At 59.9% G+C, this 12,110-nt stretch carries 9 protein-coding genes; 6 read left to right on the plus strand and 3 right to left on the minus strand.

What is annotated here, in order from left to right; all coding sequences use genetic code 11:
- Nucleotides 1-174: 174 nt before the first annotated feature.
- Nucleotides 175-1,068 carry a DMT family transporter gene (locus tag GOV38_RS14430; protein WP_171209629.1) on the plus strand — a complete coding sequence of 298 codons (894 nt, stop codon included), beginning with the start codon at nt 175-177 and terminating at the stop codon, nt 1,066-1,068.
- Here GOV38_RS14430 and GOV38_RS14435 read toward each other — a convergent pair.
- Complete coding sequence (locus GOV38_RS14435; RefSeq protein WP_171209537.1) at nt 1,050-1,853, minus strand: ABC transporter permease; 804 nt, start codon at nt 1,851-1,853, stop codon at nt 1,050-1,052. The genes GOV38_RS14430 and GOV38_RS14435 overlap by 19 nt on opposite strands.
- A gap of 125 nt (nt 1,854-1,978) precedes the next feature.
- On the opposite strand from GOV38_RS14435, the gene GOV38_RS14440 reads away from it, so the two are divergent.
- Nucleotides 1,979-2,548, plus strand: a complete 570-nt coding sequence (locus GOV38_RS14440; protein WP_171131405.1) for a GcrA family cell cycle regulator — start codon at nt 1,979-1,981, stop codon at nt 2,546-2,548.
- 5 nt (nt 2,549-2,553) lie between these two features.
- Nucleotides 2,554-3,192, plus strand: coding sequence for an NUDIX hydrolase (locus GOV38_RS14445; RefSeq protein WP_174838814.1), 639 nt, complete (start codon nt 2,554-2,556; stop codon nt 3,190-3,192).
- On the opposite strand, the gene GOV38_RS14450 is transcribed toward GOV38_RS14445, so the two are convergent.
- Together GOV38_RS14450 and GOV38_RS14455 are read right to left on the minus strand one after the other, a co-directional pair.
- The gene (locus tag GOV38_RS14450) at nt 3,193-4,269 is read right to left on the minus strand and encodes a DUF2235 domain-containing protein (protein WP_171131407.1); all 1,077 of its coding nucleotides are present in this window, start codon (nt 4,267-4,269) and stop codon (nt 3,193-3,195) included.
- The gene (locus GOV38_RS14455) at nt 4,247-6,538 is read right to left on the minus strand and encodes a xanthine dehydrogenase family protein molybdopterin-binding subunit (RefSeq protein ID WP_171209536.1); all 2,292 of its coding nucleotides are present in this window, start codon (nt 6,536-6,538) and stop codon (nt 4,247-4,249) included. Before GOV38_RS14455 ends, GOV38_RS14450 begins: the two co-directional genes overlap by 23 nt.
- 178 nt (nt 6,539-6,716) lie before the next feature.
- Between GOV38_RS14455 and GOV38_RS14460 the strand changes: the two genes are divergently transcribed.
- The 3 genes from GOV38_RS14460 to GOV38_RS14470 all read left to right on the plus strand — a co-directional run bounded on the left by GOV38_RS14460 (nt 6,717) and on the right by GOV38_RS14470 (nt 12,098).
- Complete coding sequence (locus tag GOV38_RS14460) at nt 6,717-7,613, plus strand: phytanoyl-CoA dioxygenase family protein (protein WP_171209535.1); 897 nt, start codon at nt 6,717-6,719, stop codon at nt 7,611-7,613.
- 105 nt (nt 7,614-7,718) lie between these two features.
- Entirely contained in the window at nt 7,719-10,790 is a 3,072-nt protein-coding gene (locus tag GOV38_RS14465; protein ID WP_171209534.1) for a valine--tRNA ligase, read from the plus strand.
- 144 nt (nt 10,791-10,934) lie between these two features.
- Complete coding sequence (locus tag GOV38_RS14470; RefSeq protein WP_254430593.1) at nt 10,935-12,098, plus strand: benzoate/H(+) symporter BenE family transporter; 1,164 nt, start codon at nt 10,935-10,937, stop codon at nt 12,096-12,098.
- Nucleotides 12,099-12,110 lie beyond the last annotated feature (12 nt).

Here is a 12,110-nt window from a genome sequence, read left to right on the forward strand (position 1 = left end):
ACGCGTAAAAGCGTCGACGTCGGAGGCGCAGGATATGTGCTAGTTTGACCATGGAGCGGCGTATAAACGGGCCCGGCCTGTGTGAAAACCCCAAATCTTTCAACGGGCAAAATTTCAACCTGAGACGTGACTTTCAGGCTTGCCATTTGGCAAGCGCTGGCGCACCGGTGGCAGATGTTTGTTGCCAAGGCCCATAACCCGCCGCTTGCGGCTGTCTTGATATTTGCGGCCAGCGCATTGCTTGCCGCCACCACCCTTCTGGCCAAAGCCTTGGGGACAGATGCGTTGGGCCCTGCGATGCATCCGATGCAGATCAGCCATGGCCGATTTCTGTTTGCCTTCGTTGTGATCGCAAGCGCCGTGGGCGTGCTGCGCCCAAAACTGGTGCGCCCGCATTGGGGGCTGCATGTGGGGCGCACGAGCTTTGGCTGGCTGGGCATCACACTGATATTTGCTTCGGTCGCCTTTATCCCGATTGCCGATGCCACCGCGATTTCTTTCCTGAACCCGGTTTTCGCCATGGTCTTGGCTATCCCGCTTCTGAAGGAGCGGATTGGCCCATGGCGCTGGCTGGCCGCCGCCGTCGCCCTGGCGGGTGCACTGATCCTGTTGCGTCCAACCCCCGCCAGCTTTCAACCCGCTGCGCTTTTGGCTCTGACCGCCGCGATGGTGATCGGGATGGAGCTGATCTTTATCAAGAAGCTTTCGGGCCGCGAGCCGCCGATCCAGATCTTACTGATCAATAACTCGATGGGCCTGGTGATCGCGTCTATTGCGGTGAGCTTTGTGTTTCAAATGCCAACGCCCGCGCAATGGGCGGCGCTGGCCGCAATTGGTGTGCTTATGGCCTGCGCGCAAGCCTGTTTTGTAAACGGCATGGCCCGGGCTGATGCGTCTTTTGTAGCGCCGATCAGTTATGCGACACTGATCTTTGCCGCATTGTACGACTTTGCGGTTTTCGACGTCATCCCCGACGGCGTCAGCCTGATCGGCTCTGCCATCATCCTGACTGGTGGTCTGATCCTGGTCTGGCGCGAAGCCCGTCTGCGTCAGGCTTTGAGCCGATAGCCTGTGCGGATCATCTGCCAGGTGACGGCGCAGACCAACAAGGTCGCCAGGGTGCAGACGAGAAAGCCCAGCATTGGCGCGCTGTCGGATACTCCGATCATGCCGTACCGTAGCCCGTCGATCAGATAGAAGACCGGGTTGACGTGGCTCAGGCGGTTCAGCAACGGTGGCAATGCCTCGACCGAGTAGAAGGTTCCGGACAGAAAGGCCAAAGGGGTCACGATGAAATTGGTGATCGCGGCCATCTGATCGAACTTATTGGCGAATATCCCGGCAAATAATCCCAACGCCCCCATGAAAGCACCCCCAAGCGCAACAAAGACCAGCGCAATCAGTGGATGTTGCGGCACAATGCCCAGCACAAGCGCCAGGGCGCTGGCAACCACCAGCGCGATCAGAACGCCCCGCGCGATACCTCCGGCCAGATAGCCCAGCAGGATCTCAAGCGGTGAGAGGGGCGGCATAAGTGTATCAACGATATTGCCTTGCACCTTCGAAATCACCATCGACGACGAGGTATTTGCAAAGGCATTCTGAATCACCGTCATCATCATGATGCCCGGGGCCAGAAAGGTCAGAAACGGCACGCCCATCACGTCAGATCGGCTGGGACCGATGGCGATATTGAAGATCAGCAGGAACAATCCCGCTGTCACCAAAGGGGCCAGCAGGGTTTGCGTCCAGACCGACAGAAAACGAAGGGTCTCGCGCTGTGCCAGCGTGTGAAGGCCCATCCAATTCACCGCGCCAACGCGGCGCGCATCCTGATCCATGAGATTTTGCATGTGCTGCGCTTACCTGATTCGAAGACCGCTTGTAACTCGGGCCGCAGTGATTAGAATAGGGCGCTGAGACGATTTCCCAAGGCGGCCCGAATCCGGGGCCGCTTTCCGCTTTTGAAAGGCAAATGATGTCCTGGACTGACGAGCGTGTAGAACTGCTGAAAAAGATGTGGGGCGAGGGCCAGTCGGCCAGCCAAATCGCCAAGGAACTGGGTGGCGTGACCCGCAATGCGGTGATCGGCAAGGTCCACCGTCTGGGCCTGTCGAACCGCGCCACCGGCGCAAGCCCGGCCAAGGCAGAGCCGAAGGAGAAACCGGCCCCCGCGCCCAAGGCCGAGGCCAAGCCAAAGCCCGCACCCAAGACCGAACCCGCGCGCCCAGTTCCTGCCCCCGAGGCGAAACCCGCCACCCCGGCCCGCCGTCAGATCATCCCGGCCGGTCAACCTCTGCCACCGCAGCCCTCGGCCAACGAGATCAGCCCCGAGGCTTTGGCCAAGGTCAACGAGGTCGAGAAGAAGGCCAAGAAGCTGACGCTGATGGAACTGACCGAGAAGACCTGCAAATGGCCGGTGGGTGACCCCGCGACCGAGGATTTCTGGTTCTGCGGTCTGCCGGTTGAGGCGGGCAAACCCTATTGCGAGGCGCATGTGGGTGTCGCCTTCCAACCCATGAGCTCGCGCCGCGACCGCCGTCGTTAACACCGATGCGCCAGGATCCGACCGCGATCGAGGAGACCTGGCTGGCACGCGCAAAAAGGCTTCTGGCGCTGGCCGAAACCGGCCAGCATTTTACCGAGAACCCATTCGACCGGGAACGCTATGACGAAATTGCAGTCATTGCGCGATCCATGCTGGCTGATCTGGGGCGGGTGCCGCTTGCGCATATTGAAGGGCTGATCCCGGAGCATACTGCCGGTTATGCCACACCCAGCGTCGACATTCGTGGCGCGGTCATCCGGGACGGATGCATTCTTCTGGTGCGCGAGCGTAGTGACGGGAAATGGGCGATGCCGGGCGGATTTGCGGATATTGGAAGCTCGCCCGCTGAAAACATCGAACGCGAGGTTTGGGAAGAAGCTGGCCTCAGAGTAGAGGCGCGCCAGCTTTATGCCCTGCGTCATAAGGCGCGTCATCCCTATCCGGCAGATGCGCGGGATTTCTACAAACTGTTCTTTCTGTGCGATCCACAAAACAGCCGAGAACCAAAGCCGGGAACAGAAACCAGCGACGTTGCTTTCTTTGCCCCGGATGCCCTGCCCGAGCTGTCGCTTACGCGCAATATTCCAGCTGACATCCAGGCTGCCTTCTCGGCCAATACCGGCCACCCGACAACATTTGATTGATCAGTGAACTTGCTGCGAAAGCAAATCCGGCGTCTGTACCCAGCCGGGTAGCTCGTCCAATGACACCGAGTCGTGCAGGCTTTCTGACCGGTCACGTCCAACCTTGCGATGTTTGCGCAGCAAAAAGATCTTTCCCCAGCCCCGCCACGTCCCCACCGAACGGGCCGCGGCATCGACGGGAAATCGGTCGCGCCAGCCTTCGGGCAGAGGCAGACCGTGCAGCTCGGCCTTGTCCAGCATCCAGATCAACGAGATATTGCTAAGTGGTCGCGCCTCTTCAAAGCCGTTCAGCTGGCCACCCACATCCCCATGCGTACCGCGAAACCAGACCTGTTCGATATGTCCTTTGAAGTCGGGTGTGCATTTCCATAACACGGGCTCGAACACCTCGCGGGTCTCGTCCAGCGCCATTGCATGGTAACCATGACGCGTGGCGGGCCCAAGTTGGTGGTTGTGGAAAGAATGACGCTCTTCGGCCCAGCGCCACAGTAACGGCAAGCGCAGCCCCAGGGCCTTGACGGTGTCCCAGACCCCGACCATTTCGATCGCCACGTCCTCATGACAAAACGCCTGACTAAAGGCTGCCGCAGCCTTGCCATGCGAATTGCATTCATAGTGGCGGTAGGCCTGCTTGATATTGCGAACCGTGGCGTGCTCGGCCTTGAGCAGGCCAATCTCATCTATGACACCCGCCAGGCTGCGGACGCCATAGGCGCCACGCGAGTAGCCAATGAAAAAGATCTTGTCGCCGGGTTTGTAGCGCGATGCCAGATAACCGTAAGCCCGCCGGATCTGACGGTTGATACCACGCCCCATCATCACGTCGAGAGAGGATTTCCAGCTTTCCCACTGCACACCGGATTCGTAGAAGACCGAAACCTTGCTGCCCATCTCGCTACACAACCGCAGGGTTTGGCCTGCATGGGTCTCATAGCCAGGCTCCAACGTGGACATGGTGCCGTCCAGAATGATTACGTGGCTGATGGGTTCGCGGTGGCGCGTTTCTGCTGAATGCTCGGACCGCAGAGGCCGTCCGAGCCATCCCAGTACCTTTCTACTCAGCCGCGACAGAACCATGCGTCAGCAATTCCCATACTCGATGGGGTGTGAAAGGCATGTCAGCCTGCCGCACCCCGTAATCCCAGAGCGCATCCTGAACCGCATTCGCAACCGCAGCCAGTGCGCCCACGGTGCCTGCCTCGCCACAGCCTTTCATCCCCATCGGGTTGGCGGTTGACGGTACCGGCGCCGAGGTAAACTCAATCATGGGTATGTCTGCCGCGCGGGGCAAGGCGTAATCCATGAACGAAGCCGTGAGCAGTTGCCCACTTTCGTCATGCACAACATGCTCGGTCAAGGCCTGGCCGATACCCTGCACCACCCCGCCGTGCACTTGACCTTCGGCCAACATCGGGTTGATCAAATTACCAAAATCATCGACCACCACATAGCGATCGACCCAGGTTTCGCCGGTGTAAGAATCTATCACGATTTCGGCAACATGCGCGCCATTTGGAAAGCTGCGCGCCTCAAGCGTCGCGCGTGCCTGATGCTGCAACAGGTCGTCGCGCCCATCGGCACGGGCCATCTCGGCCACCTCGATCAGAGTGGGCGTCAGGTTCGAGCCTGGCGCGCGGAATGTCTCATGATCAAAGCTGATATCCTCCTCTGCGACACCGATCTTGTCCGCCAGATATGCCGAGAATGCCGATATCATCCGGTCAACAGTCACCAGTGTTGCGTTACTTTGTGTCGTCACTGAGCGTGACCCACCGGTGCCACCCCCTTGCGCCATGAGATCAGAATCACCCTGTAAAACGCGGATCCGATCCACGGGGATGCCCGTCTGATCCGACAGGAAATGGGTATAGACCGTCTCATGCCCCTGCCCGTTTGACTGGGTGCCAACGTAAAGGTTCACCGTGCCATCCTCGCAAAATTCGACCTTTGCGCCTTCGGAAGTGTCACCCAGAATGCTTTCAATATAGTAACACAGGCCCTGCCCACGGATCAGACCGCGTTCCGCATCTGCCGCTTTGCGGTCGCCGAAGCCCGCGACCTGCGCGCCCGCGCGCGCCAGCACCATGTCGAAATCGCCCACGTCATAGGTCTCACCCGTGGCCGAGACATAAGGGAAATTGCCAGGACGGATGAAGTTCTTGCGCCGCAGCTCCCACGGATCAACGCCCAGCTCACGCGCCGCGCGGTCCATGACACGCTCCAGCACATAGATCGCTTCAGGACGGCCGGCACCGCGATAGGCATCAACCTGGGTGGTGTTGGTAAAGAAGCCCTCGACCCGCAAGTAGGTGGTCTGCACATCATAAACGCCCATCAACACCTTGCTGAACAACGAGGTTTGGATGGCCTGCGCAAAATGGCTGTTATATGCGCCAAGATTGATCTTGCTGTGGACCCGATAGGCCGTGATCTTGTGATCGGCGTCAAAGGCCAGCTCGGCCAACGAGGTCAAATCACGCCCGTGATGATCCGACACCATCGCCTCGGACCGGTCCGACATCCAATGCACCGCTTGGCCCAGCTTGATCGCCGCAGCGGCGACTGAGAAATATTCGGGATAGGGCATCGCCTTCATCCCGAACCCACCGCCAACGTCACCTGTTGTCACGCGGATGGCTTCAGCATCCAGTTTCAGTTTCTGAACCAGCTGCGCTTTCATCCCCCAGACGCCCTGACCGCCATAGGAAAAGTGCAACCGGCCATTGACCCAATTGGCCTGGCACCCGCGCGGTTCGATTGAGCTGGCGATGACCCGGTTGTCAGCCACATCAAGCGCGACAGTATGCGCCGCCGCGTCGAACGCGGCCTGCGTGGCTTCGGCATCACCCAGATCCCAGTCAAAGGCGCGGTTATCCGGTGCCTCTGGGTGCAAGGTCACGCCGCCCGAATCCACATCCAATTTGACCGGCAAATCATTGGTTTCCAATTCGATAAGCTCGACGGCATCACGCGCCTGCGTGAGTGTTTCGGCGATGACAACCGCCACGGGCTCACCCACGAAACGCACACGATCCTTGGCCAGCATATGACGCTCGGGCGCGGCAGCTTTGGTACCATCCCGGTTGGGAACCGTGGCCGCGTTCATCACTGTGTCGACACCAGCAGCGGCCAGATCCTCCAACGTCATCACCAATCGTACACCTTCGGCCTGGCGAGCCGCCTCAAGGTCCAACGCGGTAATCTCGGCATGCGCCACAGGGCTACGCAGAAAGGCAGCATACAGCGCGCCTTCGGGCACGATATCGTCCATGTAGCTGCCTGCCCCGGTCAGAAACCGTTGATCTTCGACCCGGATAACGGGTTGGCTTTTGCCGAACTTTTCCATTGGGGAATCCCTAGCCTGCTTTCTGCATGTGCAGCCTAGCTTGGCGGTTGCTCATGTCCAGTGGCCGCAGAAAATCCATTGCGGTGGTCTGAATACGACATTGATGTCTCGAATGCGCGTAGCGCGATGGCTTGCGCCGGTTCTACGCTCCTCAATACCCTAGCCTGCGGAGGTTCACATGCCCACATCTGTTTCCTTGTCGAATGGGCGTCTTGATGCACAGACGGTCGAGTCTTACTGGCAAGACGGATATGCTTTCCCGATCACTGTGTTTGACACTGATGAAGCTGCCCAGTTCCGGACTGAGTTGGAAACGCTCGAGGCCAACTGGCGCACAGCGGATCTGCCCCTGCCATTAAACATGTATAAACGCGTCAACGCACATGTGGTGATACCGCTGGCCGCCCGCATCGCGCTGGACCCGCGTATTTTGGATGTCGTTGAAGGGATTTTGGGGCCAGATCTTTTATTATGGTCGGCTGAGTTTTTCATCAAGGAACCCAAAACCAAGCAGATTGTAGGCATGCACCAGGACCTGACTTATTGGGGGATGGGCGAAACCCCCGATCAAGTCACCGCCTGGGTTGCGCTGTCGCCCGCAACGGTCGAGAGCGGGTGCATGGATTTCGTGGCGGGCAGCCACAAAAACCCGATCCTGCCGCATAACGATACCTTCTCGGACACCAACCTGTTGTCGCGCGGGCAGGAAGTGGCCGTCGACGTCGCCGAAGACGACAAGACCCATATCGAGTTGCAGCCGGGCCAGATGTCTTTGCATCATGGGCTGACGATCCACGGCTCGGGCCCCAATACCTCGGATGACCGACGCATTGGCCTGGCGATCCGCTATCTCAACCCGAATGCACAGCAAAAGGTTGCGGATCGTGACTATGCTATTCTGGCCCGGGGCGAGGACCGCAAAAGCAATTTCATCCACATTCCGGCACCAACTGAACCCTTCACTCCAGACGCTCTAGACCTGCATGCACGCATCCGCGCGGATCAGTCCAAAGCGTTGGCTCAAGGGGCCAGCGAACAGCTCCATCTTTATTCGGCGTCTGCGCCACGCGCCTAGCAAGGCAGGTATCTGAACGCTGCAGGCGGCGCAGGGCCTTTCCCTTCCCGCCTCCATTCGCTATTGCAGGCGCTGACCCAAGATTGATGACGCAGGACGCACCCCATGGCGATGGAAAAGACATTCAACGCGGCCGAGGCCGAGGCCCGCATCTATGAGGCCTGGGAACAGGCCGGCGCCTTCAAGGCAGGCGCGAACAAATCGCGCGACGAAAGCTTCACCATCATGATCCCGCCCCCCAACGTGACGGGCGCGCTGCATGTGGGCCATGCGTTCAACAACACCTTGCAGGACATCCTGATCCGCTGGCACCGTATGCGTGGGTTCGACACGCTGTGGCAGCCCGGGCAAGACCACGCAGGCATCGCCACGCAGATGCAGGTGGAGAAGATGCTGATGCTGACCCAGCAACCCGGTCGACGCGAGTTGGGCCGCGAGAAATTCCTGGAAAAAGTCTGGGAATGGAAAGGCGAATACGGCGGCACGATCATTGAACAGCTGAAACGCCTCGGCTCCTCCTGTGACTGGTCGCGCAACGCGTTTACCATGGCCGGTGCGGCGGGTGATCCGCGCACGGGGCATGAAAATTCGGCCAACTTCCACGATGCGGTGATCAAGGTCTTTGTCGATATGTACGAAAAGGGCCTGATCTATCGCGGCAAACGTCTGGTAAACTGGGACCCGCATTTCGAAACCGCGATCTCGGATCTTGAGGTCGAAAATATCGAAGTCGCCGGGCATATGTGGCACTTCAAATACCCATTGGCCGGGGGCGAGACATACACCTATGTCGAAAAAGACGAGGACGGGAATATCGTGCTTGAGGAAGAGCGCGACTATATCTCAATCGCCACCACGCGCCCGGAAACCATGCTCGGCGACGGCGCGGTTGCGGTTCATCCATCAGATGAGCGTTACGCGCCAATCGTCGGTAAACTCTGCGAAATCCCCGCTGGACCGAAAGAGCATCGCCGCCAGATCCCGATCATCACCGATGACTATCCCGATCCCGATTTCGGCTCGGGCGCGGTGAAGATCACCGGGGCGCATGACTTCAACGACAACATGGTGGCCAAGCGCGGCGGTATCCCGATGTACCGCCTGATGGACACCAAAGGCGCGATGCGTGCCGATGGCGCGCCCTATGCCGAAGCCGCAGGGTTGGCGCAGGAATATGCGCTTGGTCGCGATTTCACCGAGAATGAGATCGACGCGATCAACCTCGTGCCCGACCACTTGCGCGGCCTCGACCGGTTCGAAGCGCGCGCCAAGGTGGTCGAAGAGATCACCGCTGACGGTCTGGCCGTGATGACCCGTGCCGATGATCCGCGTCTGGGCACCAAGCTGGGCGAGAATGACGACCCGGCGGCGCTGGTGCCGCTGGTCGAAAGCAAACCGATCATGCAGCCCTTCGGCGACCGCTCCAAGGTCGTCATCGAGCCGATGTTCACCGACCAGTGGTTTGTGGATGCCGAAAAGGTCGTCGGCCCCGCGCTGGAGGCGGTCAAGAACGGCACGGTCAAGATCATCCCCGAGTCGGGCGAGAAGACCTATTATCATTGGCTGGAAAACATCGAACCCTGGTGCATCTCGCGCCAGCTGTGGTGGGGGCATCAGATACCGGTTTGGTATGGGCCTACTCACAGATGTTCCACATTCGTGGAAGATGAACCAGCTGCCAGGCTTTCAATGGAAAGACATCACAAGGGCGGTTTTGCGGTATTCTGCGGAGCAACCGAGGCCGAAGTTAGAAAGCAAGCCGAGGAACATTATGGGCATTGGAAGCAAGAAGTTGTTTTCGCCAAAGACCAGGAAGAAGCGAAGCAGCTTTTTCTTGATGGCAAAGCACCTTTGCTCCGCGACCCCGACGTCCTCGACACATGGTTCTCCTCCGGCCTATGGCCCATCGGCACGCTGGGCTGGCCCGAACAAACCGAGGAGCTGGAGCGCTACTTCCCCACGGACGTCCTGATCACCGGCTTCGACATCCTGTTCTTCTGGGTCGCCCGGATGATGATGATGCAACTCGCCGTGGTCGATCAGATCCCGTTCCACACCGTCTACCTGCACCAGCTCGTCCGCGACGAGAAGGGCAAGAAGATGTCCAAAACCACCGGCAACGTCATCGACCCGCTGGAAATCGTGGACGAGTTCGGTGCCGACGCGCTGCGGTTCACCAACGCCTCAATGGCGGCCATCGGCGGCGTTTTGAAACTCAGCCGCGAACGCATCACCGGCTACCGCAACTTCGGCACCAAGCTGTGGAACGCCGTCCGCTTTGCCGAGATGAACGAGGTCTTCACCGACGCTGTTCCACAACTGGACGCGGGTGACCTGAAGCCCAAAGCCGCCGTCAACCGCTGGATCATCGGCGAAACCGCCCGCGTGCGGGAAGAGGTCGATGCGGCGCTGGAAAGCTATCGCTTCAACGACGCAGCCAATGGGCTTTACGCCTTTGTCTGGGGCAAGGTCTGCGACTGGTATGTGGAGCTGTCCAAACCGCTGCTGCAAGGCGACGACGCAGAGGCACAGGCCGAAACCCGCGCCACCATGCGCTGGGTTCTGGATCAGTGCATGGTTCTGCTGCATCCGATCATGCCCTTCATCACCGAGGAACTCTGGGGCCTGACCGGCACCCGCGCGAAAATGGTCGTCCACGCTGATTGGCCGACTTATGGTGCCGAACTAGTTGATACCGATGCGGATCGTGAGATGAACTGGGTAATCTCAGTCATCGAAAACACCCGCTCGGCCCGCGCGCAAATGCGCGTTCCCGCGGGCCTCTACGTGCCGATGCTGGTGACCGAGATCGACGCCCACGGCCAGGCCGCCTGGGACCGCAACGAGGCGCTGATCAAACGCCTGGCGCGGATCGACAGCCTGACCAAGGCCGAGGAACTGCCCAAAGGCACGATCTCGATCGCAGCCCCCGGCGCAAGCTTTGGCCTGCCACTGGCCGACATCATCGACATCGGCGCCGAAAAAGAGCGGCTGGAGAAAGCCAAGGGCAAGCTGGCCAAGGAATTGGGCGGTCTGCGCGGCCGCCTGAACAACCCCAAATTCGTGGCCTCGGCCCCGCAAGAGGTGGTGGCAGAGGCCAAAGCCAACCTTGCCGCCCGCGAGGAAGAAGAGGCAAAGCTGAACGAGGCCCTCGCCCGCCTAGCCGAAATCGCCTGATCTTCTTCTCGTTCCAAATACGGAAAATCCCAACCTCACCGCCCATGCAAGCGGTGAGGTTTTTCTTTGCCATCAATGCTTTCCCCTTGTTCGCGCCGTCCTGCTCTTGTTAGCACTGCGACCAAGCAATCCTGAAAGGCTCAGATGGCGCGACCCCTTCCTCCGATGCAAACCGTCTCAACCGGCCTTGTCGTGGCCATTGTCGGTTTCTTCAGCTCTTTCCCGATTGTCTTGCAGGGCCTGAGCGCCATGGGCGCCTCCCCTCCGCAGGCGGCCTCGGGTCTGATGAGCGCAGCGATCGCCATGGGGCTTGCGGCGATTGCCCTTAGCCTGTTCTACAAACTGCCCATCAGCGTCGCGTGGTCGACCCCGGGTGCCGCCCTTCTGGCCGTGTCCGCCGCACCGGCTCAGGGGTATTCGGCAGCGATCGGAGCCTTCCTGTGCGCCGGTGCGCTGACCGTTCTGGCGGGGTTGTGGAAACCGCTGGGGCGACTGGCAGCCGCAATCCCCACATCGCTGGCGCAGGCGATGCTGGCGGGGGTGCTCTTGCCGCTCTGTCTGGTACCCTTCAAAGCAGCGGTTGAAATCCCGTGGCAAGCGCTGCCAGTGATCCTGACCTGGTTCATAGCAGGCCGGTTCAACCGGCTTTTTGCCGTACCCGCCGCCGTGGTCGCAGCGGCCGTCATCGTGTCTTTGAACGCAAACGGCGCGCAGCTTCTACCCGACCGAATGATCACCACACCAATCTGGACTGCGCCCAGCTTTTCGGTTGCCTCGGCCATCGGCATAGGCGTGCCGCTCTTTATTGTCACGATGGCGACACAGAACATTCCCGGTGTGGCGGTGATGCGCAGCTTTGGATTCAACCCTGTTGCGGGCCGCTTGTTTTCTTCTGTCGGTGCTGCCAGCATGCTGTCGGCTCCGTTCGGGGCGCCTGCCACTTGTCTGGCAGCCATAACTGCTGCGATGTGTTCGAACGAGGACAGCCACCCCGACCCGGCACAACGTTATTGGTCTGCGGTCATGGCAGGCGTGTTCTATTGCCTGTTCGGCGTCTTTGCCGTGGCAATCACCAGCTTCGCCGCCCATGCCGACCCGCTGCTGATGGGAACATTGGCCGGTGTCGCGCTGATCGGCGTGCTGGCCAATGCCATTCACGCCGCACTGGACGTTCCAACCGAGCGAGAGGCGGCCATTCTGACGCTCGCCATTACCGCCTCGGGCATCACTGTCTTTGGGCTGGGGGCCGCCGTTTGGGGTTTGCTGGCTGGTGGCATTGCCTATCTTGTGACGCACAGGATGCGGTGAACCCCTTTAGTG

Source organism: Ruegeria sp. HKCCA5839 (genome assembly GCF_013035585.1).
Taxonomy (GTDB): domain Bacteria; phylum Pseudomonadota; class Alphaproteobacteria; order Rhodobacterales; family Rhodobacteraceae; genus Ruegeria.

Coding starts and splice junctions, on each gene's coding strand:
- GOV38_RS14455 (WP_171209536.1), bottom strand. CDS start 6,538: ATGGAAAAGTTCGGCAAAAGCCAACCCGTTATCCGGGTCGAAGATCAA.
- GOV38_RS14435 (WP_171209537.1), bottom strand. CDS start 1,853: ATGCAAAATCTCATGGATCAGGATGCGCGCCGCGTTGGCGCGGTGAAT.
- GOV38_RS14440 (WP_171131405.1), top strand. CDS start 1,979: ATGTCCTGGACTGACGAGCGTGTAGAACTGCTGAAAAAGATGTGGGGC.
- GOV38_RS14465 (WP_171209534.1), top strand. CDS start 7,719: ATGGCGATGGAAAAGACATTCAACGCGGCCGAGGCCGAGGCCCGCATC.
- GOV38_RS14430 (WP_171209629.1), top strand. CDS start 175: ATGTTTGTTGCCAAGGCCCATAACCCGCCGCTTGCGGCTGTCTTGATA.
- GOV38_RS14470 (WP_254430593.1), top strand. CDS start 10,935: ATGGCGCGACCCCTTCCTCCGATGCAAACCGTCTCAACCGGCCTTGTC.
- GOV38_RS14460 (WP_171209535.1), top strand. CDS start 6,717: ATGCCCACATCTGTTTCCTTGTCGAATGGGCGTCTTGATGCACAGACG.
- GOV38_RS14445 (WP_174838814.1), top strand. CDS start 2,554: ATGCGCCAGGATCCGACCGCGATCGAGGAGACCTGGCTGGCACGCGCA.
- GOV38_RS14450 (WP_171131407.1), bottom strand. CDS start 4,269: ATGGTTCTGTCGCGGCTGAGTAGAAAGGTACTGGGATGGCTCGGACGG.